Annotated in this window: 20 protein-coding genes; 11 read left to right on the top strand and 9 right to left on the bottom strand. The window is 71.8% G+C overall.

What is annotated here, in order from left to right; genetic code table 11:
* Positions 1–3: 3 nt before the first annotated feature.
* On the bottom strand, positions 4–1,488 hold the full coding sequence (gene hemG / locus ACZ6BB_RS01155; protein WP_471613242.1) for a protoporphyrinogen oxidase: 1,485 nt from the start codon (positions 1,486–1,488) through the stop codon (positions 4–6).
* A 211-nt stretch (positions 1,489–1,699) separates the two neighbouring features.
* On the opposite strand from hemG, the gene ACZ6BB_RS01150 reads away from it, so the two are divergent.
* Both ACZ6BB_RS01150 and ACZ6BB_RS01145 read left to right on the top strand, forming a co-directional pair.
* Positions 1,700–2,698 carry a DUF4349 domain-containing protein gene (locus ACZ6BB_RS01150; protein WP_471613241.1) on the top strand — a complete coding sequence of 333 codons (999 nt, stop codon included), beginning with the start codon at positions 1,700–1,702 and terminating at the stop codon, positions 2,696–2,698.
* Between the two features lie 83 nt (positions 2,699–2,781).
* Positions 2,782–4,185 (top strand): FAD-dependent oxidoreductase, encoded by a 1,404-nt coding sequence (locus tag ACZ6BB_RS01145; RefSeq protein ID WP_471613240.1) that lies wholly within the window; start codon positions 2,782–2,784, stop codon positions 4,183–4,185.
* 18 nt (positions 4,186–4,203) lie between these two features.
* Here ACZ6BB_RS01145 and ACZ6BB_RS01140 read toward each other — a convergent pair whose 3' ends face one another.
* Positions 4,204–4,542 (bottom strand): hypothetical protein, encoded by a 339-nt coding sequence (locus tag ACZ6BB_RS01140; protein WP_471613239.1) that lies wholly within the window; start codon positions 4,540–4,542, stop codon positions 4,204–4,206.
* Between the two features lie 138 nt (positions 4,543–4,680).
* On the opposite strand from ACZ6BB_RS01140, the gene ACZ6BB_RS01135 reads away from it, so the two are divergent.
* Positions 4,681–5,490, top strand: a complete 810-nt coding sequence (locus tag ACZ6BB_RS01135; RefSeq protein ID WP_471613238.1) for a rhomboid family intramembrane serine protease — start codon at positions 4,681–4,683, stop codon at positions 5,488–5,490.
* Between the two features lie 12 nt (positions 5,491–5,502).
* Here the strand turns inward: ACZ6BB_RS01135 and hemE are convergent, their stop codons facing one another.
* Positions 5,503–6,582 carry a uroporphyrinogen decarboxylase gene (gene hemE, locus ACZ6BB_RS01130; RefSeq protein ID WP_471613237.1) on the bottom strand — a complete coding sequence of 360 codons (1,080 nt, stop codon included), beginning with the start codon at positions 6,580–6,582 and terminating at the stop codon, positions 5,503–5,505.
* A 186-nt stretch (positions 6,583–6,768) separates the two neighbouring features.
* On the opposite strand from hemE, the gene ACZ6BB_RS01125 reads away from it, so the two are divergent.
* From ACZ6BB_RS01125 to ACZ6BB_RS01115, 3 genes are all read left to right on the top strand, one after another.
* Positions 6,769–7,440: a DUF3000 domain-containing protein gene (locus ACZ6BB_RS01125; protein WP_471613236.1), complete on the top strand. Its 672-nt coding sequence runs from the start codon at positions 6,769–6,771 to the stop codon at positions 7,438–7,440.
* Positions 7,441–7,780: 340 nt separating this feature from the next.
* Positions 7,781–8,440 carry a LuxR C-terminal-related transcriptional regulator gene (locus tag ACZ6BB_RS01120; protein ID WP_471613235.1) on the top strand — a complete coding sequence of 220 codons (660 nt, stop codon included), beginning with the start codon at positions 7,781–7,783 and terminating at the stop codon, positions 8,438–8,440.
* A 198-nt stretch (positions 8,441–8,638) separates the two neighbouring features.
* Positions 8,639–9,940 (top strand): HRDC domain-containing protein, encoded by a 1,302-nt coding sequence (locus tag ACZ6BB_RS01115; RefSeq protein ID WP_471613234.1) that lies wholly within the window; start codon positions 8,639–8,641, stop codon positions 9,938–9,940.
* A gap of 45 nt (positions 9,941–9,985) precedes the next feature.
* On the opposite strand, the gene ACZ6BB_RS01110 is transcribed toward ACZ6BB_RS01115, so the two are convergent.
* Genes ACZ6BB_RS01110 through ACZ6BB_RS01100 form a run of 3 tightly spaced genes read right to left on the bottom strand, consistent with a single transcriptional unit; the run spans position 9,986 to position 13,127 of the window.
* A complete protein-coding gene (locus ACZ6BB_RS01110) occupies positions 9,986–10,843 on the bottom strand; it encodes a carbohydrate ABC transporter permease (RefSeq protein ID WP_471613233.1) in 858 nt (285 codons plus the stop codon).
* Positions 10,840–11,811, bottom strand: a complete 972-nt coding sequence (locus ACZ6BB_RS01105; RefSeq protein ID WP_471613232.1) for a carbohydrate ABC transporter permease — start codon at positions 11,809–11,811, stop codon at positions 10,840–10,842. Before ACZ6BB_RS01105 ends, ACZ6BB_RS01110 begins: the two co-directional genes overlap by 4 nt.
* On the bottom strand, positions 11,811–13,127 hold the full coding sequence (locus tag ACZ6BB_RS01100) for an ABC transporter substrate-binding protein (protein WP_471613231.1): 1,317 nt from the start codon (positions 13,125–13,127) through the stop codon (positions 11,811–11,813). Before ACZ6BB_RS01100 ends, ACZ6BB_RS01105 begins: the two co-directional genes overlap by 1 nt.
* Before the next feature lie 160 nt (positions 13,128–13,287).
* On the opposite strand from ACZ6BB_RS01100, the gene ACZ6BB_RS01095 reads away from it, so the two are divergent.
* From ACZ6BB_RS01095 to ACZ6BB_RS01080, 4 genes are all read left to right on the top strand, one after another.
* A complete protein-coding gene (locus ACZ6BB_RS01095) occupies positions 13,288–15,654 on the top strand; it encodes a glycoside hydrolase family 2 protein (protein WP_471613230.1) in 2,367 nt (788 codons plus the stop codon).
* The gene (locus tag ACZ6BB_RS01090) at positions 15,651–16,691 is read left to right on the top strand and encodes a LacI family DNA-binding transcriptional regulator (RefSeq protein WP_471613229.1); all 1,041 of its coding nucleotides are present in this window, start codon (positions 15,651–15,653) and stop codon (positions 16,689–16,691) included. The genes ACZ6BB_RS01095 and ACZ6BB_RS01090 overlap by 4 nt, the downstream gene beginning before the upstream one ends.
* Positions 16,692–16,907: 216 nt before the next feature.
* Entirely contained in the window at positions 16,908–18,134 is a 1,227-nt protein-coding gene (locus ACZ6BB_RS01085) for a thiolase family protein (RefSeq protein WP_045559888.1), read from the top strand.
* Positions 18,131–20,260, top strand: coding sequence for a 3-hydroxyacyl-CoA dehydrogenase NAD-binding domain-containing protein (locus tag ACZ6BB_RS01080; protein ID WP_471613228.1), 2,130 nt, complete (start codon positions 18,131–18,133; stop codon positions 20,258–20,260). The genes ACZ6BB_RS01085 and ACZ6BB_RS01080 overlap by 4 nt, the downstream gene beginning before the upstream one ends.
* Before the next feature lie 85 nt (positions 20,261–20,345).
* Here ACZ6BB_RS01080 and ACZ6BB_RS01075 read toward each other — a convergent pair whose 3' ends face one another.
* Positions 20,346–21,458: a PLL family lectin gene (locus ACZ6BB_RS01075; protein WP_471613227.1), complete on the bottom strand. Its 1,113-nt coding sequence runs from the start codon at positions 21,456–21,458 to the stop codon at positions 20,346–20,348.
* Positions 21,459–21,599: 141 nt separating this feature from the next.
* On the opposite strand from ACZ6BB_RS01075, the gene ACZ6BB_RS01070 reads away from it, so the two are divergent.
* Positions 21,600–21,974 carry an NYN domain-containing protein gene (locus ACZ6BB_RS01070; protein WP_471613226.1) on the top strand — a complete coding sequence of 125 codons (375 nt, stop codon included), beginning with the start codon at positions 21,600–21,602 and terminating at the stop codon, positions 21,972–21,974.
* A gap of 76 nt (positions 21,975–22,050) precedes the next feature.
* Here the strand turns inward: ACZ6BB_RS01070 and ACZ6BB_RS01065 are convergent, their stop codons facing one another.
* Positions 22,051–23,574: an amino acid permease gene (locus tag ACZ6BB_RS01065; RefSeq protein WP_471613225.1), complete on the bottom strand. Its 1,524-nt coding sequence runs from the start codon at positions 23,572–23,574 to the stop codon at positions 22,051–22,053.
* 145 nt (positions 23,575–23,719) lie between these two features.
* On the bottom strand, positions 23,720–25,639 hold the full coding sequence (gene dxs, locus ACZ6BB_RS01060) for a 1-deoxy-D-xylulose-5-phosphate synthase (RefSeq protein ID WP_471613224.1): 1,920 nt from the start codon (positions 25,637–25,639) through the stop codon (positions 23,720–23,722).
* Between the last annotated feature and the right edge of the window lie 26 nt (positions 25,640–25,665).

Raw genomic sequence — 25,665 nt, 5'->3', positions numbered from 1 at the left:
CTTCTATTCTCCCGCTCCGCCGTGGAGGCTCTGCACCGGGTCGGCGGTGAGATCCCGCAGCGCGCGCAGGTCGCCGTGGATCTCGTCGACCGCGGCGGCGGCGCTCGCGACGCAGGCCGGGATGCCGACACCGTCGTACGCCGCTCCGCAGACCGCGAGGCCCGGCAGCTTGCCGAGGTGCTCGCGGACGCGGGCCACGCGCGCGTGGTGGCCGACCGGGTACTGGGGCAGGCCGTCGTCCCAGCGGGTGACCCGGGTCTCGACGGGGACGGCGGTCAGGCCGGTGGCCTCGCGCAGGTCGGTCCGCGACACGTCCACGAGGTGGGCGTCGTCGTGGTCCAGGATCGCCGTCTCGCCGTAGCGGCCGACCGAGGTGCGCAGGATCAGCAGGTCCGGGTTCTCCTCGGCGATCCAGCCCCACTTCTGGGAGGAGAACGTCGACGCCTTGATCGTGCGGCCGTCGACCGGCGGCACCAGGAAGCCGCTGCCCTCGGGGAGGGTGAGGCCGGCCCGGCGGTAGGCGAGGGTGACGAGGGCCATCGAGGCGTACTCCACGCCCGACAGTTCGGCGGCGGCCTCGGGGGCCTCGGCGCCGAGGAGGGCGGCGGCGACCGGGGCGGGGGCGGCCAGGACCACGGCGTCGGCGCGCAGGACACGCTCCTTCCCGCCGCCCGTACCGCCGGTGACGACACGCCAGCCGCCGGGAGCCTCCCGGCGCAGCTCGGTGACGGGCGTGCGGGTGCGGATCTCGGCGCCGCGCGCCCGCACCGACTCGGCCACCGCGAGCGGCAGCCGGCCGATCCCGCCCTCGATGCCCATGAACACCGGCCCGGTCTGCCGGGCGGCTGCCGCCCGCTCCTGGATGCCCCGGACGGCCTCGGTGAGGGAGGTGTGGGTCAGCGCCGCCTGGAAGAGCTGGGGTACGGCCGAACGCATCGAGATGCGGTACGCGTCGCCCGCGTAGACACCACCGAGCAGAGGTTCCACCAGGCGGTCGACGACCTCGCGGCCGAGGCGGGCCGCCACGTACTCCCCCACCGCCACGTCGTCGCCGACCTCGGTGCGCGGCAGGTCGGCGTCGCGCTCGATACGGGCCAGGCCCTCGTCGGACAGGACCCCCGCGAGCGCGGACGCGGTGCCGGGGACCCCCATGACATGGCCCTTGGGCATGGGCCGCAGGGCGCCCCGGGTCCACAGGGAGGCCGTGGCGGTGGCGGGCGGCCGGAGCCGGTCGGCGAGACCCACCTCGCGGGCGAGGGCGACCGCCTCGGGACGGCGGGCGAGCATCGACTCGGCGCCGAGGTCGACGCGCGCGCCCGCGATCTCGCCGGGCAACAGCTTGCCGCCGACCCGGTCCGCGGCCTCCAGGACGGTCACTCTCGCGCCCCGGTCCAACAGCCTGTGCGCGGCGGCCAGCCCCGCGATGCCGGCCCCGATGACGACGACATGCCCGGCGTCGCGCCCGGCGTCCGTACCTGATCCGCTCATGGCTCCAGCCTCTCAGATGTCACTGACAGTCATGACGCCGGTCCTGCCACCGCCCCCGGTTCGCACCCGTCCGTCCCTGTGGCCCCGCCGAGTCCCGACCGTGACCGCTTCGGGACCCGCGCCCGCCAACGTTCCGGCCCCCTCGGGCGTCGAAGAGACGTCAGCAGTGCGGGCGGACACGCCTGCCACGACCCTCGGGGGGTACGCCGCAATGGCCCACACACACGTACGACGTTCCCGGCGGCACGCAGGGGCTCTCGCCGCCCTCTTCCTCGCGGGAGCCCTGGCGCTCACGGGCTGCTCCGACGCCCGGGACAGCGGCGGCTCCGCCAAGAGCGCGAACTCCGACAGCCAGTCGGACACGACCGCCGCTCGGCAGGAAGGAGCCCTGAACGACGAGAGCGGCAGCGGCTACAGCGACGGGAGCGCCGCCGACGCGCCGGTCAAGATCACGCCCAGCCACATCATCCGCACCGCCACCCTGACCGTACGGGTCAAGGACGTGCCGAAGGCCCTGGACGAGGCCCGTACCGCCGTGGAGGGCGCGGGCGGTTTCGTGGGCAGCGAGTCCACGACCCGGGACGGCAAGGACCGGGAACGCACCCGGGTCGTCCTGCGCGTGCCCTCGGAGAAGTACGAGCAGGTCCTCGGTGAACTGGAGGGCACCGGCAAGCTGATCGAACGGAGGACGAAGGCCGAGGACGTCACCGACCAGGTCGTCGACGTGGACAGCCGGATCAGGACGCAGCGGGCGAGCGTGGCCCGGATCCGTGAGCTGATGGACCGGGCGGGCAAGCTCAGTGACGTGGTCACCCTGGAGGGCGAGCTGAGCAGCCGGCAGGCCGACCTGGAGTCCCTGCTCGCCCAGCAGAAGTCCCTGAAGGACCGTACGAGCTTCGCCACCATCACGCTGTCCCTGTCCGAGACCGCGGTGAAGAAGGCCGGCAAGTCCGACGACGAGCCGGGCTTCGCGGATGCGCTGGCGGGCGGCTGGAACGCGTTCGTCGCCGTGTTCCGCTGGCTGGCCATGGCTCTCGCCGCGATCCTCCCCTTCGCGGTGGTCACCGCGGTCGTGGTGTTCCTGTGGCTGCGCCTGACCCGCTCCCGCCGGCCCGTCCCGGCGACGGCCGCCGCGGGCACCGCCGGCTCGCTCCCGGCCGCCGCGCCGGAGCAGGAGGAGGAGCGGGAGCAGGGGCGCGCCCAGGACTGACGACCGGTCGGGCGGAAGGCGGCGGCACGGCTTCGACCACGGTCACGCCGTGCCGAAATGCCGCGCCCCCGTAGCGTGTTCCCATGAACATGAGCCGTACTGAAGAACGTTCACGGGAGCGCCTGGTGGTCGTCGGGGGCGACGCGGCGGGCATGTCCGCCGCGTCGCAGGCCCGCCGGCTGCGGGGGCCCGAGGAGCTGGAGATCGTGGCGTTCGAGCGGGGCCACTTCACCTCGTTCTCGGCGTGCGGCATCCCCTACTGGGTGGGCGGCGACGTCCCCGAACGGGACCGGCTCGTCGCCCGCTCGCCCGAGGAGCACCGGGCCCGCGCCATCGATCTGCGGATGCGCACGGAGGTCGTGGAGATCGATGTCGAGGGGGCCCGCGTGCGCGCGCGGGACCTCGACGCGGGCACCGAGTCCTGGACCTCGTACGACAAGCTCGTCATCGCCACCGGCGCCCGGCCGATCCGCCCGGACCTGCCCGGCGTCGACGCCCCCGGGGTGCACGGCGTGCAGACCCTGGACGACGGCCAGGCCCTCCTGGACACCCTGGCGGCCACCGAGGGCCGACGGGCCGTGGTCGTCGGCGCGGGCTACATCGGCGTGGAGATGGCCGAGGCGCTCATCAACCGGGGGTACGAGGTCACGGTCGTCAACCGGGGCAGCGAGCCCATGTCCACCCTCGACCCGGACATGGGCCGGCTGGTGCACAAGGCCATGACGGGCCTGGGCATCACGATGGTCGACGACGCCGAGGTCACCGCCCTGCGCACCGGCGCCGACGGCCGGGTCCGCGCGGTCGCCACGAAGGACGCCGAGTACCCGGCGGACGTGGTGGTCCTGGGCATCGGCGTACGCCCCGAGACCACGCTCGCACGGGCGGCGGGCCTGCCGGTGGGCGACCACGGGGGTCTGCTGACCGACCTGGCCATGCGGGTGAGGGGCCACGAGAACATCTGGGCCGGCGGCGACTGCGTCGAGGTCCTCGACCTGGTCTCCGGCCATCTGCGGCACATCCCGCTCGGCACCCACGCCAACAAGCACGGCCAGGTCATCGGTGCCAACGCCGGCGGCGGATACGCCACCTTCCCGGGTGTCGTCGGCACCGCCGTCAGCAAGGTCTGCGACCTGGAGATCGCCCGCACCGGCCTGCGCGCGAAGGACGCCGACCGGGCCGGTCTCCAGTACGTCACCGTCACCATCGAGTCCACCAGCCGCGCCGGGTACTACCCCGGCGCGGCCCCGATGACGGTGAAGATGCTCGCCGAACGCCGCACCGGCCGGCTCCTCGGCGTCCAGATCGTCGGCCGGGAGGGCGCGGGCAAGCGCGTCGACATCGCGGCGGTGGCCCTCACCGCGGGGATGACGGTGGAACAGATGACCGCCCTGGACCTCGGCTACGCCCCGCCCTTCTCCCCGGTCTGGGACCCGGTCCTGGTGGCGGCGAGAAAGGCGACGGCGGCGGTCAGGTCGGACGGCGTCTAGAGGGCCGGAGCGTGTCCGTCACACGGCCGACGTGCCGGTGATGCGGTCGATGGCCTGCCGTGCCTGCTCCGTCGGCGGCCGGGACGGCAGCGAGGACACCGATGCCGCGGACGTCACCGCGGCCGGCTGAGCCGTCGAGGCCGCGGCCGGCTTCGCGTGCGCGGCCGCAGGCCGGGCCGACCGCAGCCGGTGGCTCACCGCCTCGTCCAGGGTCACCGGCCGCTGCATCCGCGCCGCCAGCCGCCCGGCCTCCTGGCCGAGCGCGGCGACATCTTCCCAGGGCAGCCGCACCACCAGCGAGATCTCGGCCTCACCATCGGGGGTGGCGTGCATCGCCGGGGTAACTCGGTCGTTCATCGCCTGTTCCTCACGTAGATCCGCGGTTGAGGAGTCATACGCACCACCCGCCCCGTACGTTCACCAGCGGCGGAGCCGAGGCCCGTGCCGCCGCCGCGAGCGCTGATTCCGGCTCCTCATCCCGGGCACAAGTCCGGTGTGGTCATCCCCGTGCACGACGTGAACCCCGTGAGCCGCACGCCCTACGTGACCTACGCGCTGATCGCCGCGAACGTCTTCGTCTTCGTCTTCATGCCGGGTCTGGCCGGTTCCGTGCCGGGCGACGGCGAACTGGCCCGGCTGTGCCACACCCAGGCGTTCCTGGAGCAGTACGCGGCGGTACCGGCGGAGTTGATCCGTCATCAGCTGCCGCGGCTGGTCCCCACCGGCGAACTCGCCCCGTCGGGCGGTTGCGCGCTGGGTCCGCCGGGCTACGACAAGTCGCCCGCGCTGTCCGTCCTGACCGCGCTGTTCCTGCACGCCGGATGGCTGCACCTGCTGGGCAACATGCTCTTCCTGCTGATCTTCGGCAACAACATCGAGGACCGGCTGGGCCGCGTACGGTTCGCCCTGTTCTACGTGGCCTGCGGCTACGCGGCGTCGTACGGCTACGCCTTCGTCAACGCCGACTCCACCGACCCGCTGATCGGCGCGTCCGGCGCGATCGCCGGTGTCCTCGGCGCGTACCTGGTCCTCTACCCGAAGGCCAGGGTCTGGGTCCTCGTGCCCTTCCTGGTCTTCCTGCCGCTGAGACTGCCCGCCTGGCTGGTGCTGGGCTTCTGGTTCGTGCTCCAGGCGTTCAACTCGTCCGGCGCGGGCGCCCTGGACGTCGGCACGGTGGCGTACGCGGCCCACCTGGTCGGTTTCGTGGCCGGCATGCTGCTGGCCTGGCCGCTGCGCCCCGGCACCCCGCCCCCGCCCGAACCGCGCGGTCTGCTGTTCGGCAGACGGACGCGGCCCGGCTGGTGAAGGGCCCGGACCCTAGCGAGCGGTCCGGGTGTGGACGTACTCCACGAGGCGGGTCAGGGCGTCCGGGTCCGTGCTGGGCATGACGCCGTGGCCGAGGTTGAAGACATGGCCCTCCAGGCCGGCGGCGGCGTCGAGGACCTCGCGGGTCTTGGCCTCGACGGCCTCGGTACCGGCGAACAGGACGGTCGGGTCCAGGTTCCCCTGGAGCGCCTTGCCGGGGCCGACGCGGCGGGCGGCCTCGTCGAGCGGGACACGCCAGTCGACGCCGACGACGTCCGCGCCGGCCTCGCCCATGAGGCCCAGCAGCTCACCGGTGCCGACACCGAAGTGGATGCGCGGGACGCCGTACCCGGCGACGGCGTCGAAGACCTTCGCGGAGGCGGGGAGCACCGAGCGGCGGTAGTCCGCCGGGGCGAGGGCGCCCGCCCAGGAGTCGAACAGCTGGACGGCCGAGGCGCCCGCCTCGATCTGGACCCTGAGGAAGGCGGAGGTGATCTCGGCGAGGCGGTCGAGCAGGTCGGCCCAGAGCTCGGGGTCGCCGTACATCATCGCCTTGGCGTTCTCGTAGGTGCGGGACGGGCCGCCCTCGACGAGGTAACTGGCGAGGGTGAAGGGGGCGCCGGCGAAGCCGATGAGGGGGGTCTCCCCCAGCTCGGCGGTGAGCATCCCGATCGCCTCGGTGACGTACGAGACGTCCTCGGAGGTCAGGTCGCGGAGCTGGGCGAGGTCGGCGCGGCTGCGGATCGGCTTCTCGACGACCGGGCCCACGCCGGGCTTGATGTCGAGGTCGATGCCGATGGCCTTGAGGGGGACGACGATGTCGCTGAAGTAGATCGCCGCGTCCACGTGGTGCCGGCGGACCGGCTGGAGGGTGATCTCGGTGACCAGCTCCGGCCGCATGCACGAGTCCAGCATCCCGATGCCCTGGCGCACCTTCAGGTACTCGGGGAGTGAGCGTCCGGCCTGCCGCATGAACCACACCGGTGTGTGCGGCACGGGCTCACGCCTGCACGCCTTCAGGAAGGCCGAGTTCTCGACGGCGTCGCGGGTGGCGGTCGGCTGGTGGCCCGAGGGGCTGGCGTTGGCACTCACGAGGCAAAGTCTCCCACGCCTCCCCGGCGCCGACGGCCGGGGCCGGGGACAGGCGGGACGCCCGCTTCTCCGGTCGCCGCTCCCGGCCCGCGGCGCGGCCTCCGTTCGCTGAGCGCGATGCGACAGTGACCCAGCGCACGGGTGTCTTGCCCTGCGCCGGGGCCCGGTTCCCCTTAATGTTCCGGCATGGCTGCGGCTCAGGGACGACTGTCGGACGGCGCTGGCGGGATGGACGACGCGAAGGAGGGGGAGCGCGATGCGGACAGGACGGCACCGGCTCCGTTCCGCTCCGCCGTCGAAGCGCTGCGGGCCACACGGCTGCGGCCGGAGATCGAGATCGAGTCGACCAAACCGCCCCAGCGGCTCGCCCCGTACGCGTACGCCCTGGAGGCCGCGGTCGTCGAGGGGGACGAGGACCTGGCCGACGGCCGTCTCGTGCTGCTGCACGACCCCGCCGGGCACGACGCCTGGCAGGGCACCTTCCGGCTGGTGACGCTGGTCCGGGCGGAGATGGAGCCCGAGATGGCGGCGGATCCCCTGCTGCCGGAGGTCTGCTGGTCGTGGCTGACCGGGGCGCTGCAGGCCCGGGGTCTGTCGTACGGCGAGCCGAGCGGGACGGTGACGCGGGCGAGTTCGCACTACTTCGGCGGGCTGGCGGCACGGCCGGCCGCCTCGCAGATCGAGATCCGGGCCTCGTGGACCCCGCGCGAGGTGCTGGGCGGCGTTCCCGACACCGCCGCGCACCTCGCCTCGTGGTGCGATCTGCTGGGCCAGATCGCGGGGCTGCCACCGGCGGTCGACCCCGGGGACGCGGCGGTGGTGACGCTGCCGCAGCGACGGGGGCCGCAGGCCCGCTGACCTGCCCGCCGGCCTCTCGACCCTCAGGACCGTGCTCCGTCGAGCACGGTCCCTTTTTGCGTGCGGGCAACCGCACCGACCATCACACCGGCCATTCCCGTCACTTTGTCGATACGGCCACTTTCGGCCTCGTATCGACGTGAAGCGACACCGTTCGGTCTTCGAATGATCGAAGACGTGTCCGAATTGCACGGATTGTTACTCACTAAATCGTGATCATTCTCTAAAGGAGCAGAGGTTTGGTGCCGAAGACCTCTGTGACCTTGAAAGCACGGTTCGTCCCGGCTTCGACCCCACGAGCCCGGCGAATCCGCCCCCCGTCCCGCACCCAGGAGGCCTGGTGTCCGTTCTCCTCGAGCAGCCCGCAAGCCTGGTCGCCTACCGTCCGAACAAGCCGACCGCGATGGTGGTGGTCGCCGATCCACGGGTCCGGTCCACCGTCACCCGGCACCTGTGGGCCCTCGGGGTCCGCGATGTCATCGAAGCCTCGTCCATCGCCGAGGCCCGCCCCCGCGTCGCCAACCCACGCGACATCTGCGTCGCGGACGTTCACCTGCCGGACGGTTCCGGCCTGACCCTCCTCTCCGAGACCCGCGCGGCGGGGTGGCCCAACGGCCTCGCCCTCTCCGCCGCCGACGACATCGGCGCCGTACGCAACGCCCTCGCGGGCGGTGTGAAGGGATACGTCGTCACCGGCACCCGCACCAACATCGGACTGCCCACCCGCCCGGGTGCCGCTCCCCTCGGCTCCGCCGCCCGTATGCACCGCCGCCCCCCGGGAGCCCCGAGCCACCCGGGCGGCTACCGGGAGCTGTCGGGCCGCGAGGTCGAGGTGCTGCGCCTGGTCGCGGAGGGGCAGTCGAACAAGGCGATCGGCGTCTCCATGGGCCTGTCCGCACTCACGGTCAAGAGCCACTTGGCCCGAATCGCGCGCAAGCTCGGCACCGGCGACCGTGCCGGGATGGTGGCGGTGGCCCTGCGCACCGGGATCATCCACTGACACCGGGGGCGCGAGGGCAGGACACCGAGGACACGGCGCCAGGAAAGGGCCGAAATCCACCATCGATGTCCAGCTCGCCCTGGTTTGCCGGAAACATTCACTGACACGTGTGATACGTGACTGGTTTACGCCCCTGGATGGCCCGTCGGCGGAACGTTCCGTCGGCGGGCCATGTCCATACACGGATACCCTTGACAGGTGACCGACGCCCAAGAGACCGCAGCAGACAGGACCCTGCGAACCACCGGAGGCGCCCCTCCGGACGACGGCGGATCTTCTGAAGCGGGGGCGCCGATCCCTTTGCTGGAGCCCCGGGACGGTATTCCGGCCGTCATCGCCGACGAGTCCTCGCTCGCCGCGGTGATCGCCGCCTTCGCCGCCGGCTCCGGTCCCGTCGCCGTGGACGCCGAACGCGCGTCCGGTTACCGCTACGGTCAGCGCGCCTATCTGGTGCAGCTGCGCCGCGAGGGCGCGGGCACCGCGCTCATCGACCCCGTCGCCTGCCCCGACCTCTCCGGCCTCGGCGAGGCGCTCTCCGGCGTGGAGTGGGTGCTCCACGCGGCCACCCAGGACCTGCCGTGCCTGCGCGAGATAGACATGGTCCCGACGCGGATCTTCGACACCGAGCTGGCCGGGCGGCTCGCCGGGTTCCCCCGGGTCGGCCTCGGCGCGATGGTCGAGGGCGTGCTCGGCTACGTCCTGGAGAAGGGCCACTCCGCGGTCGACTGGTCGACCCGTCCGCTGCCCGAGCCCTGGCTGCGGTACGCCGCGCTCGACGTGGAACTCCTCGTGGACCTGCGGGACGCCCTGGAGAAGGAGCTGGACCGGCAGGGGAAGCTGGAGTGGGCCCGCCAGGAGTTCGACGCGATCGCCTCCGCGCCGCCCGCGGAACCCCGCAAGGACCCGTGGCGGCGTACGTCCGGGATGCACAAGGTGCGCCGGCGGCGCCAGATGGCGGTCGTGCGGGAGATGTGGGAGGCGCGGGACCGGATCGCGCAGCGCCGGGACGTCTCCCCGGGCAAGGTGCTGAGCGACGCGGCGATCGTCGAGGCGTCCCTGGCCCTGCCGGTGAACGCGCAGGCGCTGGCCGCGCTGAACGGCTTCGGGCACCGGATGGGCCGGCGTCAGCTGGAGCAGTGGCAGGCGGCGGTCGACCGGGCCAGGGCGCTGCCGGACTCGGCGCTGCCGGCGCACGGGCAGCCCGTGACCGGGCCGCCCCCGCCGAAGGCCTGGGCCGACAAGGATCCCGCGGCGGCGGCCCGGCTGTCCGCCGCGCGGGCGGGGGTGTCCGCGCTGGCCGAGCAGCTCAACATGCCGCAGGAGAACCTGATCACCCCGGACACCGTCCGGCGGCTGTGCTGGGAACCGCCGAGGTCGTTGGACGCGGAGGCCGTGAGCGCGGTGCTCGCGGGCCACGGGGCGCGGGCCTGGCAGGTGGAACTGGTGACGCCGGTGCTGGTGGGGGCGATGTCCGTGGTGGCGAAGGCGAAGGACGCCTAGGCCCTGCCGCCGGGGCGGGGGAGCCGTCGCTCCCCCGCCGCGGGCCTACTTCGTGGCGCCCCGCATGAAGCCGTTGTAGATGAACCTCTGCAGCAGCAGGAAGGCGAGCAGGGTCGGCAGGATCACCAGGACCGCCCCCGCCGAGATCGTCTCCCAGTGGGCGCCGAAGGGGCCCTTGAAGCGGAAGAGGGACGTGGAGATCACCCCCAGGTCGTCGGAGGGCATGTAGAGGAAGGGGATGTAGAAGTCGTTGTAGACGGTGATCCCCTTGACGATGACGACCGTGGCGATCGCGGGTTTCAGGAGCGGGAAGATGATCTTCCGGTAGATCGTGAAGGCGTTGGCGCCGTCCAGGCGGGCGGCCTCGTCCAGGGAGACCGGGATCGACCGCACGAACTGCAGGAAGATGTAGATCGAGACGATGTCGGTGCCCATGTAGAGGGCGATCGGCGCCCAGAGGCTGTCGAACATGCCGAAGCTGTCGACGATCTGGAAGGTCGCGACCTGGGTGGTGACCCCGGGGACCAGGGTGGCGACCAGGAACAGGGCGACGACAAGCTTCCGGAAGCGGAAGGTGAAGCGGTCGATCGCGTAGGCCGCCATCGAGCCGATGACGACCGTGCCGGTGACGGCGACGAGAAGGATGAGGGCCGTGTTGCCGAAGGCGGCGAGCATCTCGCCGTCGCGGAAGGCCGTCGCGTAGTTGTCGAGGTTCAGGAAGCTGTCGGGCAGGGTGAGCGCGCCGCTGTCCTCGGCCATCTGGCGTTCGGTCTTGAGCGAGGTCAGCAGGACCGCCACGAGGGGCAGCAGCACCACGACCGAGGCGCCGGCCAGGGACAGATAGGTGAGGGTGCGGGCGACTCGCCCGCGGTTCACCGGGGCCGGGGTCGTCGGAGCCGTCATACGAGGTCCACCCTGTCGTCGGGGACCAGCCGGCGTTGCAGCCACGTCACCGCCAGGATGATCAGCAGCAGGACGACCGCGGCGGCGGACGCGAGGCCCGTCCTGTTGAACTGGAACGCGAGCTTCACCGTCTGGATCACGAAGGTCTCGGTGCCGGTGGCGCCGCCGGTCATGATGTACGGGATCTCGAAGACCGACAGGGAGCCGGAGACCGAGAGAATGACGCTCAGGCTCAGGACCGGGCGGATGCCGGGCGCGATGATGTACCGGAACTGGTGCCAGCGGTTCGCGCCGTCGAGTTCGGCGGCCTCGTACAGCTCCCCCGGGATCGACTGGATCGCGCCGAGGAAGAGCACGAAGTTCAGGCCCATGTAGCGCCAGACGGAGACGCTCGCGAGGGAGACGTTCGCGGACGTCTCCGTGCCGAGCCAGGCGCGGTCGGACGTGTGGCCGAAGAGCGCCAGGACCGAGTCGAGGGTGCCGCCGTCCTGGAAGAAGTGGAGGAAGACGAACCCGATCGCGACTCCGTTGATCAGGTACGGGAAGAACAGCACGCCCTTGAAGAGGTTCCGGAAGCGGAGGTTGAAGCTGAGGACCGTGGCGAAGTAGAGGGCGAGCACGATCTGTACGGCCGACGCGGCGAGGTAGTAGCCGCTGACGAAGAACACCTGGAACAGCTCGGGGCGGGTGAAGATCTCGACGTAGTTGTCGGCGCCGGTGTAGTTCAGTTCGGGGCTGACGCCGTCCCAGTCGGTGAAGCTGTACGCCAGCATGTTGGCGACGGGCGCGTAGGTGAACGTGATCAGCAGGGCCAGCGGGGCGGCCAGGAAGAGCCAGGGGGTGAGCCCGCGCCACAGGCGCACCCCGCGAGGGGCGCGCCGGGGCGTGGGGGGCCGGGGCGCCGCCGGGGAGGGCCGCGCCACCTTCCGCACCGCGCGCGAGGGGTCCGTCGTCCGCGCGTGGGGCATCAGGACCCCACGGTCTTCTGTGCCTCGGTCCAGCGTTCGCTGAGGTCGGCGAGGAAGTCGTCCAGGCTGCCCTTCTTGGCGCCGCGGGCGAGGTCGACCAGGTCCTGGCGGTAGGCGGGCGCGTTGATGCCGACCTCCGAGGCGCTGTCGATCTCCTTGACCTTTCCGCCGTCGGCGTCGTCGAGTTCGATGAGTTCGACGCCCTGCTCCTCGTAGGGCTTCAGCACCTCGGGCAGCGGTGCCTTCTTGAGCGTGGAGATGGAGAGGTTGTCGTCCGCGTAGCCCGACTTGTCGGTGAACCAGTCGATCCAGGCGCGGGCCGCCTCCTTGTGGTCGGAGTGGATGTTGACGGCCTGGTTGTAGTCGGGGTTCACGGTCGCGCAGGCCTTGCCGTCGACGCGGTAGGGGAACGGCATGAACCCGATGTCGGCGGGGTCGGCCCCGGCCTTCTCGGCGGCCTGCTGGAACTGGCTGATCGCCCAGCTGCCGAGCCAGGCGGTGGCGATCTCGCCCTTGGCCAGCCGCGGCTTGGAGTTCTCCCAGTTGGTGGTGGTCGGGTCCTTCTCGATCAGGCCCTGGTGCACGATGTCGTACAACAGCCGGTCGGCGACGCGGAGTTCGCCGTCCTCGCCCCAGGGGTCGCCCTCGGCGAGCCGGGTGGTGGCCCCGGTGTCGCAGCTGACCGAGCCGTTCACACCGGTCCACTGGCTCAGCGGCCACTGGGCGGCGAAGTTGGTGTAGTAGGGGATGGCGTCGGTCCTGGACTTGATGGCCTTGAGCGCGGTGAGGAACTCCGCGGGGGTGGTGGGCCAGTCGGTGACTCCGGCCTCGGCCCAGATCCGCTTGTTGTAGATGAATCCGGGCGCCGCGCCCATCGGGCTCTGGCCGTAGACCTTGCCGTCGACGGTGGTGAAGCCGGTGAAGCGGTACTTCTCGGCGAGCTCGTCCCGGGTGCCGAGCGAGGCGAAGAACTTGGGGTAGTCGTTCTTCTTGACGACGGCCGGGATCATGAGGACGTCGCCGTAGTTCTCCGTGTTCATACGGATCTTGACTTCGGACTCGTAGTCGGTGATCGCGTCGAACTTCACCTTCACCTCGGGATAGATCCGGTTGAAGGCGTCGGCGTACTTCTGCATCGTGCCGTCCTGCACGATGTCGGTCCGGTGGGTGAGAACCGTGATGGTTCCGGAGACCCGTGCCGGGTCCTCGGCGGCCTCGGCGTCGGCGCCCTTCGAACTGCCTCCGCCGCCGGTGCAGCCCGAGGCCAGGAGGGCGGCCGCGACCAGTGTTCCGGTGAGTGTCCTTCGGTGGTTCATGTGCACCAGCTCCGTTCGGGACGGACGAGCACGGGTGGGTTGGCTGGTTCGGCACTCTGGCAGCCCGTCACTGAACCGGTAAAGTCCCTATCCCGCCAAGGCTGTCGAAATAGTTTCGCGACGGGACCGGGCAGTCGACTGGACCGGTTTAGGAGTGCGCATGCTGGACGCCACACCGCTCACCGAGGGCTGGATCCTGCGCCACGAGGGGGAGCCCCTCCCGGCCGAGGTGCCCGGGTGCGTGCACACCGACCTGCTGGCGGCGGGGCTGATCCCGGACCCCTTCGTCGGGCGGAACGAGACCGAGGTGGCCTGGGTGGGCCGCCGGGAGTGGACGTACGAGGTCGAACTGCCCGGCGCCGGGGCGCCCGGCGGGCACGACCGGACCGACCTGGTCTTCGACGGGCTCGACACCGCCGCCGAGATCCGGCTCGACGGCCGGATGCTCGGGTCCGTGCGGAACATGCACCGCTCGTACCGCTTCGACGTCACCGGCCTGAGCGGCCGGCTCTCCGTGCGCTTCGCCTCCGCGTACGCCGAGGCGGAGGCGGTGCGCGAGCGGCTCGGCGAGCGGCCGAACGCCTATCCCGAACCCTTCCAGTACATCAGGAAGATGGCCTGCTCCTTCGGCTGGGACTGGGGGCCGACGCTGGTGACGGCCGGGATCTGGCGGCCCGTCCGGCTGGAGAGATGGTCGACGGCCCGGATCGCGCGGGTGAGGCCGCTGGTGACCGTCGACGGCACGACCGGGCACGTGGAGCTGCTCGTCGACGTGGAGCGGTCGGCCGTGGAGGCCGGGCTGCGGCTTCAGGCCCGGGTGGGAGGCGTCACCGCGGTCGCGGAGGTCGAGGGGACGAGTGGGGCCGTACGCCTGGAGGTCCCGGGCGTGGAGCGGTGGCGGCCCCGCGGGTACGGCGAACAGCCGCTGTACGAGATCGAGTTGACGCTGCACAGCGAGAGCGGCGCACTCGACCTGTGGCGGCGGCGGGTCGGGTTCCGGAGTGTGGAGCTGGACCGGAGCGCCGATGAGCACGGCACCGGGTTCACCCTCGTCGTCAACGGTGAGCGGCTGTTCGCGCGCGGGGTCAACTGGATCCCGGACGACGTGTTCCCGTCCCGGGTCACGCCGGAGCGGTACCGGGCGCGGCTCACCCGGGCGGCCGAGGCCGGGGTCGACCTCGTACGGATCTGGGGCGGCGGGATCTACGAGAGCGCGGACTTCTACGACGTCTGCGACGAGCTGGGGCTGCTGGTCTGGCAGGACTTCCCGTTCGCGTGCGCGGCCTACCCGGAGGAACAGCCGTTGCGGGGCGAGGTGGAGGCCGAGGCGCGGGAGAACGTCGTCCGGCTGATGCCGCATCCGTCGCTGGTGCTGTGGAACGGCAACAACGAGAACCTGTGGGGCTTCAGGGACTGGGGCTGGGAGGAGCGGCTCGCCGGGGAGTCGTGGGGTGAGGGGTACTACCTGGGGCTGCTGCCGCGTGTCGTCGCGGAGTCGGACCCGACGCGGCCGTACACGGCGGGCAGCCCCTGGTCGGGGTCATGGGAGCGGCATCCGAACGACCCCGCGCACGGCACGCACCACTCCTGGGAGGTGTGGAACCGGGAGGACTACACGGCGTACCGGGCCGATGTGCCGCGATTCGTCGCCGAGTTCGGCTGGCAGGCGCCGCCCGCGTACGCGACGCTGCGGCGGGCACTGCCGGGTGAGGAGCTTGCGCCCGACTCCCCCGGCATGCTGCACCACCAGAAGGCCGAGGACGGGAACGGGAAGCTGGAGCGGGGCCTCGCGCGTCATTTCGTCCTGCCCGAGGGGGACTTCGACCGCTGGCACTATCTGACGCAGGTCAACCAGGCGCGGGCGGTCGCCGCCGGGATCGAGCACTGGCGGTCGCACTGGCCGGTGTGCGCGGGCACGATCGTCTGGCAGCTCAACGACTGCTGGCCGGTGACCTCCTGGGCGGCGATCGACGGGGACGGCCGGGAGAAACCGCTCTACCACGAGCTGCGACGGCTGTACGCGGACCGGCTGCTGACGCTCTCGGCCGAGGTGCTGGCCGTGGTCAACCAGGCGGCCGGGGAGTGGACCGGCTCCGCGCGGCTGCGGCGGATGTCGGTCGACGGGTCGGTGCTCGGGGAGGCGTACGCCGGGTTCGCCGCCGCCGGACGGACGGTGGCCCGGATCGGCGTGCCGCGGGAGCTGGCGCCCGCCGGGCCGAAGGAGTTCCTCGTCGCGGACGCGGACGGACTGCGTGCCCTGCACTTCCCCGGCCCCGACCGCGACATCCCCTGTCCCCGGCCGGAGTTCGAGGTGACCGCAGCGCCGGGTTCGGTCACGGTGACGGCCCGCACCCTCGTACGGGACCTGCTCCTGCAGGCCGACCGGCTGGACCCGGGGGCGCGGGCGGACCGGGGGCTCGTCACCCTGCTTCCCGGGGAACAGGTGACCATCGGGGTCGACGGCTGGGAGACTCCCGATCCGGACGCCGCCCGAGCGGCCCTGTACTGCCTGGAGCCCCACCGATGACGACCCCCCGCGTGACCATCAAGGACGTCGCCGCGCGCGCCGGGGTGTCCAAGGGAGCGGTGTCGCTGGCGTTCAACCGGAAGCCGGGGCTGGCCGACGCCACCCGGGACCGGATCTTCGCGGCGGCCCGGGAGCTGGGGTGGGCGCCGAACCTGGCGGCCCGGTCGCTGTCGAGCCGGCGGGTCGACGTGGTGGGGCTCGCGGTCTGCCGGCCCGCGAAGCTGCTCGGGCTGGAACCGTTCTACATGGAGTTCGTCTCCGGGGTGGAGAGCGTGCTGACCGAGCGGTCCTGCTCGCTGCTGCTGCGGCTGGTGCGCACCATGGACGAGGAGGTGGAGGTCCAGGACGCGTGGTGGCGGGGGCGGCAGGTCAGCGGGTCGATCCTGGTCGACTTCCGCGCGGACGATCCGAGAGTGGCCGCGGCGGGGCGGCTGGGGATGCCGGTGGTGGCCGTCGGGCATCCGTCGCTGACCGGCGGGCTGACCTCGGTGTGGACGGACGACGCGACCGCCGTGACGGAGGCCGTGCGGTATCTGGCGGCGCTCGGGCACCGGCGGATCGCGCGGGTGGGGGGCGCCGCCGCGCTGGGGCACACGGCCATTCGTACGGCGGCGTTCGACCGGACGGCGCGGGAGCTGCGGCTGGCCGGGGCCCGACAGGTGGCGACCGACTTCTCGGGGGACGCGGGGGCCCGGGCCACCCGGTCGTTGCTGACGGGGGCGGGGGACGACCGGCCCACGGCGATCGTCTACGACAACGACATCATGGCGGTGGCGGGGTTGTCCGTGGCGGCGGAGATGGGCGTGCGGGTGCCGGCGGACGTGTCGTTGCTGGCCTGGGACGATTCGCAGCTCTGCCGGCTGACGCGGCCGACTCTCTCCGCCATGAGTCATGACGTGCACGGGTTCGGGGCGGATGTGGCGCACACGCTGTTCGGGGTGATCGCCGGGGACGGCGAGGCGGGGGTGTCGCACCCGGTGGCCACGCCCGTGCTGGTGCCCCGGGGGTCCACCGCTCCCGCCCCCGGGGCACCGTAGGGGACCGCGGGTGCGTCGTAGCTGGTCGCGCACGCCCCCGCGCCCCTAAGGTAGAGATGCGTAACCGGCGGTAACCCATGAATGCCGTGTGACCTTCGCCGCTCCCTCGCCCAGGGGTGGGCAGCGCTGTTACTCGCAAGTAGCATGGGCCTGAGCGCGCGCTCAGCGGTTGCGCGCCGCAGCAGTGCCGTCCCGCACCTCTGGAGGAGAGCCATCGTGCCTCGTACCGTCAAGGAAGTCGTCTTCGTCGACGGCGTCCGCACCCCGTTCGGCAAGGCGGGCCCGAAGGGCATCTACCACGAGACCCGCGCCGACGACCTCGTCGTGAAGGCGATCCGGGAGCTGCTGCGCCGCAACCCCGGTCTGGAGCCCGCGAAGATCGACGAGGTCGCCATCGCCGCGACCACGCAGATCGGTGACCAGGGCCTCACCATCGGCCGTACGGCGGGCATCCTCGCCGGTCTGCCGCAGTCGGTGCCCGGCTACTCCATCGACCGCATGTGTGCCGGCGCCCTGACCGCCGTCACCTCGGTCGCCGGCTCCGTCGCGTTCGGCGCGTACGACGTCGCCATCGCCGGCGGTGTCGAGCACATGGGCCGCCACCCGATGGGCGAGGGCGTGGACCCGAACCCGCGCTTCGTCTCCGAGAAGCTGGTCGACGAGTCCGCCCTGTTCATGGGCATGACCGCCGAGAACCTGCACGACCGGTACCCGACGATCACCAAGCAGCGCGCCGACGAGTACGCCGTGCGCTCGCAGGAGAAGGCCGCCAAGGCGTACGCCAACGGCAAGATCCAGGCCGACCTGGTACCGATCTCGGTGCGCCGCACCAACGCCGAGGCCGGCGAGACCGGCTGGGGCCTGGTCACCGCCGACGAGCCGATGCGTCCGGGCACGACCATCGAGAACCTGACGGGTCTCAAGACCCCGTTCCGTGTGCACGGCCGGGTCACCGCCGGCAACGCGGCCGGCCTGAACGACGGCGCGACGGCCTCGCTCATCGCCTCCGAGGACTTCGCCCGCGAGAACAACCTCCCGGTCAAGATGCGCCTCGTCTCGTACTCCTTCGCGGGTGTCGAGCCGGAGGTCATGGGCTACGGCCCGATCCCGGCGACGGAGAAGGCGCTCGCCCAGGCGGGTCTGTCCATCGACGACATCGGCCTGTTCGAGATCAACGAGGCCTTCGCCGTGCAGGTGCTGGCCTTCCTGGAGCACTACGGCATCGCCGACGACGACGCGCGCGTCAACCAGTACGGCGGCGCCATCGCCTTCGGTCACCCGCTGGCCTCCTCGGGTGTGCGTCTGATGACGCAGCTCGCCCGCCAGTTCGAGGAGCAGCCGGAGGTCCGCTACGGCCTGACCACGATGTGCGTCGGCTTCGGCATGGGCGCCACCGTCATCTGGGAGAACCCGCACCACAAGGACGCCGGAGGCGACAAGTGACCACCACCACCGAGCTCCTCAAGGGCGCGGCCGAGCTGTTCCCCGACGAGGTCGTGACGTCCGCGCACGTACGCCACCTCGACCTGCCGTTCGGCGCCGGGCGCTTCGCGCTCATCACGCTGGACAACGGTTTCGACCACACCAAGCCGACCACTTTCGGCCCGGCGTCGCTGGCGAACCTGAACACCGCCGTCGACCAGGTCGAGAAGGAGGCCGCGGCCGGCGAGATCGTCGGTGTGGGTGTCACCGGCAAGCCGTTCATCTTCGCCGTCGGCGCCGACCTCAAGGGCGTCGAGCTGCTCAAGGAGCACGAGCACGCGCTCGCCATCGGCAAGGGCGGCCACGAGGTCTTCAAGCGGCTGTCCGCGCTCGCCGTGCCGACCTTCGCGTACTACAACGGCGCCGCGATGGGCGGTGGCGTCGAGGTCGGTCTGCACTGCTCCTACCGGACCGTCTCCAAGGCGATCCCGGCCTTCTCCCTCCCCGAGGTCTTCCTCGGGCTGGTCCCGGGCTGGGGCGGCTGCGCGCTGCTGCCGAACCTGATCGGCGCCGACAAGGCCGTCTCGGTGATCATCGAGAACAGCCTCAACCAGAACAAGCAGCTCAAGGGTCAGCAGGTCTTCGACCTCGGCATCGCGGACGCGATCTTCGAGGGCGCCGACTTCCTGGAGCAGTCGCTGATCTGGACGGCGAACGTCCTCAAGGGCGAGGTCACGGTCGAGCGTCCCGTGATCGACCGCGGCGAGGGCTGGGACCAGGCCGTCGCCAAGGGCCGCTTCATCGCGGACTCCAAGGTGCACGGGGCGGCCCCGGCCGCGTACCGCGCGCTGGACATCATCGCCGCCGCCAAGGACGGCGACCTCCAGGCGGGCTTCGACGCCGAGGACGTCGCCCTCGCCGACCTGATCATGGGCGGCGAGCTGCGCGCCGGCATCTACGCCTTCAACCTGGTGCAGAAGCGCGGCAAGCGCCCCGCCGGCGCCCCGGACAAGAACCTGGCGCGCCCGGTCACCAAGGTCGGTGTCGTCGGCGCCGGTCTGATGGCCTCCCAGCTCGCGCTGCTGTTCCTGCGCCGCCTGGAGGTGCCGGTCGTGCTGACCGACATCGACCAGGAGCGCGTCGACAAGGGTGTGGGCTATGTCCACTCCGAGATCGACAAGCTGCTGCTCAAGGGCCGGATCAACCAGGACAAGGCCAACCGTCTCAAGGCACTGGTCACCGGTGTGCTGGACAAGGCCGAGGGCTTCGCGGACGCGGACTTCATCATCGAGGCCGTCTTCGAGGAGATCGGCGTCAAGCAGCAGGTGTTCGCGGAGGTCGAGGCGGTCGCCCCGGCGCACGCGATCCTCGCCACCAACACCTCGTCCCTGTCGGTGTCGGAGATGGCGTCGAAGCTGAAGAACCCCGAGCGGGTCGTGGGCTTCCACTTCTTCAACCCGGTCGCGATCCTCCCGCTCCTGGAGATCGTCCGCGGCGAGCAGACCGACGACGCCTCCCTGGCCACGGCGTTCGCCGTCGCCAAGAAGCTGAAGAAGACCGCGGTCCTGGTGAAGGACGCCCCGGCGTTCGTCGTGAACCGCATCCTGACCCGCTTCATGGGCGAGATCCAGAACGTCATCGACGAGGGCACCCCGGTCGAGGTCGCCGAGAAGGCGGTCGAGCCGCTGGGTCTGCCGATGTCGCCGCTGGTGCTCCTGGAGCTGGTCGGCCCGGCCATCGGCCTGCACGTCTCGGAGACCCTCAACCGGGCCTTCCCCGACCGCTTCACGGTCTCCCCGAACCTCGCGGCCGTCGTCAAGGCGGGCAAGCGCGGCTTCTACGTCTACGACTCCGGCAAGCCGGAGCTGGACCCCGAGGTCGCCGCGCTCCTCAAGCAGGGCGATGTGGTCCTGTCCGAGGAGCAGGTGCGGGCCCGCGTGCTCGACGCCGTCGCCCAGGAGATCGGGCTGATGCTCGACGAGGGTGTCGTCGCCGAGGCGCAGGACATCGACCTCTGCCTGATCACCGGCGCCGGCTGGCCCTTCCACCTGGGCGGCATCACGCCGTACCTGGACCGCGAGGGCGTCAGCGAGCGGGTCAACGGCAAGAAGTTCCTGGAGGCCGGGGTGGCTTCGGTCCCCGCGTGACGGTCGTACGGGCATGACATTCGTACGGCCATGACGGTCGTACGGACCTGAGGAGGGTCTCCGCTGTCGGGCGGGGGCCCTCCTCTCACGCGTCCTCGGGGAACCTGAAGTCCGGTGCCCCCAGCCGTGACGTCCGCAGCGTGCCGTCGGCGCGGATCACCCCGAGCACCACCCGCCCGTTCGCGTCCCGCGCCAACGCCGGTGCCCCCACGCAGCATTCACCCGTCGGCGCCCAGTCCACCCCGGCCCGCTCGTTCTCCGTGGCGCACGCGGCGAGCAGCACCTCGCCCCCGGGGCCGCGATGCGCCAGCACCGTGCAGTCGTAGCCGCCCAGCGGCGCTCGCAGCACCGCGACGGAATCCTCGGCCGGCGCCCCGCCCAGCGGGATCACCCCGTCCTGCGGACGGTGCGCCACGACCTCCCCGGTCGACGGGTCGGCCCAGTAGTACGTGGCCCGGCCGGGCGCGGTCTCCAGGCCCACCGCGCCGCCGCGGGCCCCCGCGAGCGGGAGGGCGGGCTCCTGGCCGAAGGCGCCGCCGGGCCCGTCCTGCGTCCAGCGCAGGAGGGCGTCCCCGCCGGCGGCCATCGCCTCGACCCGCCCGCAGGAGTGCGCGACCACGGACACCGCCCCGCGCACCCCGTCGCCCTTGAGGTCGGTCCACGGGCTCCACTTGCCGCCCGCCAGCTCGCGCCGCAGCATCACACCGCCGCCCGCGTTGCGCGCGAGGACGTGGACGCTGCCGTCGGCGCTCACGCCCGCGGCCGGTGCCCCGAGGCGCGAGGCCTTCGCCCGGTCCTTGTGCGGATTGCCCAGCGAGCGCCACTCGGTGACGGGCCGACCCGTCTGGTACTGGATGGCGTGCACGACGTCCACGGCGGGCGGACCGCCGGACTTCGCGCTCTCGCGGCGGCCGAGGAAGTGCACGTAGGTGTCCGCGCCCTGCGCGACGAACAGGTCGGTCAGACCGGTGACGGGGAAGAGGTCCGGGCCGGTCCACTCACGGCCGCCGGGCCGGTTCTGCGTCCAGCGCAACAGCCCCGTCCGCGCGCGGGCGTACGCGGTCAGCCGGCCGTCCTTGCCGAGAACGAGCCAGGAACCGGACGCGGTGGCCTCGGCCCTGTGCCGCTCGCCCCCGCCGTTCTCCGGGGCACCGGCCGCCGCTCCCCGGGCAGCGGCCCGCCCGGATCCGATCCGCATGACGTGACCCGCCCCTTCCGTGACGCCCGGCGCGGCTCCTCGACCGCCTTCTTCTCGCACAGACATACGAAAGACCGAGCGGACCCATCATAGGACGGCCGTTTCACCGAGCCGGTGGGACGGGCGTGCGACCCTGTCCCCATGGACGCCCCCCTGCTCGTGATCGTCGACGCCGCCAACGTCATCGGCTCCGTGCCCGACGGCTGGTGGCGTGATCGGCGCGGCGCGGCGGAACGCCTGCGCGACCGGCTCGCCCGGGACGGGGTCCCCGGCCGGGAGGAGCCCGTCGAGCTGGTGCTGGTCGTCGAGGGCGCGGCCAGGGGTGTGGAGCCGGTCCCCGGCGTACGGGTCGAGGCGGCCCCGCGCAGCGGCGACGACCGCATCGTGGAGCTGGTCGCCGAGGAGGCCGGCGGCCGCCCCTGCCTGGTCGTCACCGCCGACCGCGAACTGCGGCGCCGAGTGGGCGAGTTGGGCGCCGAGGTGACGGGGCCGAGAGCGGTGCGCGGCGCGTCCTGAAGGCCCTCCGGCCCCGTACGCCCCACCGTGGGCGGGGCGTACGGGGCCGGAGGACGAAGGAGCGGGCTCGGACCCGCTACGGGACGTCGCGCCCGGGCGGCCCGCCGGCGTCACCCGTCGCGGTCCCCTCCTGACGCCCGAGACGGCTGTGCGAGCGGCCGTAGACGAAGTAGACGAGGAAGCCGAGGAGCATCCAGCCGGCGAAGCGCAGCCAGGTCTCCGTGGGCAGGTTGAGCATCAGCCACAGCGACGCGCCCACCGACAGGACCGGGATGACCGGCACCCAGGGGGTACGGAACGCCCGGGGCAGGTCGGGGCGGGTCCGGCGGAGGATGATCACGCCGATCGCGACGACCACGAAGGCGAACAGCGTGCCGATGTTGACCAGTTCGGCCAGCTCGCTCAGCGGGGTGAAGCCCGCCAGCACCGCGATGGCCACACCGAGCAGGATGGTGGGCCGGTGCGGGGTCTTGAACCGGGGGTGGACGCGGGAGAAGAAGCGCGGCAGCAGCCCGTCGCGGCTCATCGCGAAGAACACCCGGGTCTGGCCGAGCAGCAGGATCATGCACACGGTCGTCAGGCCGACGGCGGCGCCGAAGCTGATGAAGCCCGCGAACCACGGATGCCCGGTCGCCTTGAAGGCGTCGGCGAGCGGCGCGGTCACCGACAGCTTCGTGTAGTGCTGCATGCCGGTGACGACGATGGAGACCGCCACGTACAGCGTGGTGCAGATGACGAGGGAGCCGATGATGCCCCGGGGCATGTCGCGCTGCGGGTTCTTCGTCTCCTCGGCGGCCGTGGCGACGACGTCGAAGCCGATGAACGCGAAGAAGACCACGGAGGCGGCCGTGAAGATGCCCATCACCCCGAAGTTGGAGGGCGCCCAGCCGAACAGCAGCTGGATGAGGGGCGCCTGGAGGCTGTCCCCCGCCTCGACAGCCTGCGCCTTGGGCACGAACGGGTCGTAGTTGTCGCCCTTCACGAAGAAGGCGCCCGCGACGATCACGGTGAGGACGACCGTCACCTTGATGGCGACGACGAGGGAGGTGACGCGCGCGGAGAGCTTGGTGCCGATCACGAGGATGGCGGTGAGGATCAGGACGAGCGCGGCGGCGAGGATGTCGAAACCGAAGCCGTCGGCCCCGTCCCTGGTGCCGAGCGCCGCCGGCAGCTCCCAGCCGGCATTGGCCAGCAGCGAATGGATGTAGCCGGACCAGCCGACCGCCACCACCGCCGTCCCCAGCGCGAACTCCAGGACCAGGTCCCAGCCGATGATCCAGGCGGGCAGCTCCCCGAGGGAGGCGTAACTGAAGGTGTACGCGGATCCCGCGACCGGGACCGTGGAGGCGAACTCCGCGTAGCAGAGGGCGGCGAGCGCGCAGACGACGCCGGCCACGACGAAGGCGAGGGCCACGGCGGGACCGGCGTTGTTCTTGGCCACCGTGCCGGTGAGGACGAAGATGCCGGTGCCGATGATGACACCGACGCCGAAGACCGTCAGATCCAGCGCGGACAAGGATTTCCTGAGCGCGTGTTCTGGCTCCTCGGTATCGAGGATGGACTGCTCGACCTTCTTCGTCCGGAAGAGTGTGCTGCTCACAGGCGTACCTCCCACGCTTGTCGTCCTCGACATGATCGAGAGGGGGCGTGGAGCGTATGCCCCGGCACGAGGGGTTTCACGCGAATGGGCCGGTCTCACCACCGTAAAGGATGGCGAGACCGGCCCGAACGGCCCAACCGGGCGATCAGTCGCGGGCGGACTCCACCGCCGCCGCGGTGTCGCCGAACCGGCCGTCGATCTTGGAGACCAGTCCGGTGACCTGGCGGGCGATGTCGGGCGCGGTGAGCCCGATCTCGGCCAGGACCTCGGCGCGGGAGGCGTGGTCGAGGAAGCGCGGCGGGATGCCGAAGTCGCGCAGCGGGATGTCCACGCCGGCGTCGCGCAGCGCCTGGGCGACGGCCGAGCCGACGCCGCCGACGCGGGAGTTGTCCTCGACGGTGACGACCACGCGGTGCTTGTCCGCGAGGGGCGCCATGTGCTCGTCGACCGGCTTGACCCAGCGCGGGTCGACGACCGTGGTGGTGATGCCCTGCTTGTCGAGCAGGTCGGCGATCTCCAGGCACATCGGCGCGAGGGCGCCGACGGAGACGAGCAGCACGTCCGGGGTGTCGGTGCCCGGCTCGCGCAGCACGTCCATGCCGCCGACGCGGCGCAGGGCGGGCACGGCCGGGCCGACGGCGCCCTTGGAGAAGCGCACCACGGTCGGCGCGTCCGTGACCTCGACGGCCTCGCGCAGCTGGGCGCGGACCTGGTCGGCGTCGCGCGGCGCGGCGAGCCTGAGCCCCGGCACGACCTGGAGGATCGACATGTCCCACATGCCGTTGTGCGAGGCCCCGTCGGTGCCGGTGACGCCGGCCCGGTCCAGGACGAAGGTCACCCCGCACCTGTGCAGGGCGACATCCATCAGCACCTGGTCGAAGGCACGGTTGAGGAAGGTCGCGTAGACGGCGAAGACGGGATGCAGCCCGCCCGTGGCGAGGCCCGCGGCGGACACCGCGGCGTGCTGCTCGGCGATGCCGACGTCGTACACACGCTCGGGGAATGCCTTGGCGAACTTGTCGAGGCCGACCGGCTGGAGCATGGCCGCCGTGATGGCGACGATGTCCTCGCGCTCCTTGCCGAGCTTCACCATCTCCTCGCCGAAGACGGAGGTCCAGTCGGCGCCGGAGGAGGCGATCGGCAGGCCCGTGTCCGGGTGGATCTTGCCGACGGCGTGGAAGCGGTCGGCCTCGTCCTGGAGGGCGGGCTGGTAGCCGCGTCCCTTCTCGGTGAGGCAGTGCACGATGACGGGGCCGCCGAAGCGCTTGGCGCGGGCGAGCGCGGACTCCAGCGCCTCGATGTCGTGCCCGTCGATCGGGCCGACGTACTTGAGGCCGAGGTCCTCGAACATGCCCTGCGGGGCGATGAAGTCCTTCAGCCCCTTCTTGGCTCCGTGCAGCGTCTCGTAGAGGGGGCGGCCGACGACGGGCGTGCGCTCCAGCAGGTCCTTGCCGCGGGCCAGGAACCGCTCGTAGCCGTCGGTGGTCCGCAGGGTGGCCAGGTGGTTGGCGAGGCCGCCGATGGTCGGCGCGTACGAGCGCTCGTTGTCGTTGACGACGATGACCAGCGGGCGGTCCTTGGCGTCGGCGATGTTGTTGAGCGCCTCCCAGGCCATGCCGCCGGTGAGCGCGCCGTCACCGATGACCGCGACGACGTGGTCGTCGCGTTTCAGCACCTGGTTGGCCTTGGCGAGGCCGTCGGCCCAGCCGAGCACCGTGGAGGCGTGGCTGTTCTCGATGACGTCGTGCTCGGACTCGGCCTGCGAGGGATAGCCGGACAGGCCGCCCTTCATCTTCAGCCGGGAGAAGTCCTGACGGCCGGTGAGGAGCTTGTGGACGTAGGACTGGTGGCCCGTGTCCCACAGCACCTTGTCCCTCGGCGAGTCGAAGACACGGTGCATCGCGATGGTGAGCTCGACCACGCCGAGGTTCGGGCCGAGGTGACCGCCGGTCTTCGACACCGCCTCCACGAGGAAGGTCCGGATCTCCTCCGCCAGCTGGTCCAACTCCTCCAGGCTGAGCCGGTCCAGATCGCGCGGTCCCCTGATGCGGGTCAGCAGCGGCACCCGTGCCTCCTTGCGATAGTGCTGTT

The sequence above is a fragment of the Streptomyces sp. NPDC041108 genome (genome assembly GCF_055592645.1).
Note: the sequence above shows the minus strand (reverse complement) of the source record. Positions and strands in the feature narration are given on the sequence as shown.

Coding starts and splice junctions, on each gene's coding strand:
- ACZ6BB_RS01075 (WP_471613227.1), bottom strand. CDS start 21,458: ATGCGGATCGGATCCGGGCGGGCCGCTGCCCGGGGAGCGGCGGCCGGT.
- ACZ6BB_RS01105 (WP_471613232.1), bottom strand. CDS start 11,811: ATGCCCCACGCGCGGACGACGGACCCCTCGCGCGCGGTGCGGAAGGTG.
- ACZ6BB_RS01150 (WP_471613241.1), top strand. CDS start 1,700: ATGGCCCACACACACGTACGACGTTCCCGGCGGCACGCAGGGGCTCTC.
- ACZ6BB_RS01090 (WP_471613229.1), top strand. CDS start 15,651: ATGACGACCCCCCGCGTGACCATCAAGGACGTCGCCGCGCGCGCCGGG.
- ACZ6BB_RS01145 (WP_471613240.1), top strand. CDS start 2,782: ATGAACATGAGCCGTACTGAAGAACGTTCACGGGAGCGCCTGGTGGTC.
- ACZ6BB_RS01125 (WP_471613236.1), top strand. CDS start 6,769: ATGGCTGCGGCTCAGGGACGACTGTCGGACGGCGCTGGCGGGATGGAC.
- hemG (WP_471613242.1), bottom strand. CDS start 1,488: ATGAGCGGATCAGGTACGGACGCCGGGCGCGACGCCGGGCATGTCGTC.
- ACZ6BB_RS01110 (WP_471613233.1), bottom strand. CDS start 10,843: ATGACGGCTCCGACGACCCCGGCCCCGGTGAACCGCGGGCGAGTCGCC.
- ACZ6BB_RS01095 (WP_471613230.1), top strand. CDS start 13,288: ATGCTGGACGCCACACCGCTCACCGAGGGCTGGATCCTGCGCCACGAG.
- ACZ6BB_RS01070 (WP_471613226.1), top strand. CDS start 21,600: ATGGACGCCCCCCTGCTCGTGATCGTCGACGCCGCCAACGTCATCGGC.
- ACZ6BB_RS01140 (WP_471613239.1), bottom strand. CDS start 4,542: ATGAACGACCGAGTTACCCCGGCGATGCACGCCACCCCCGATGGTGAG.
- ACZ6BB_RS01100 (WP_471613231.1), bottom strand. CDS start 13,127: ATGAACCACCGAAGGACACTCACCGGAACACTGGTCGCGGCCGCCCTC.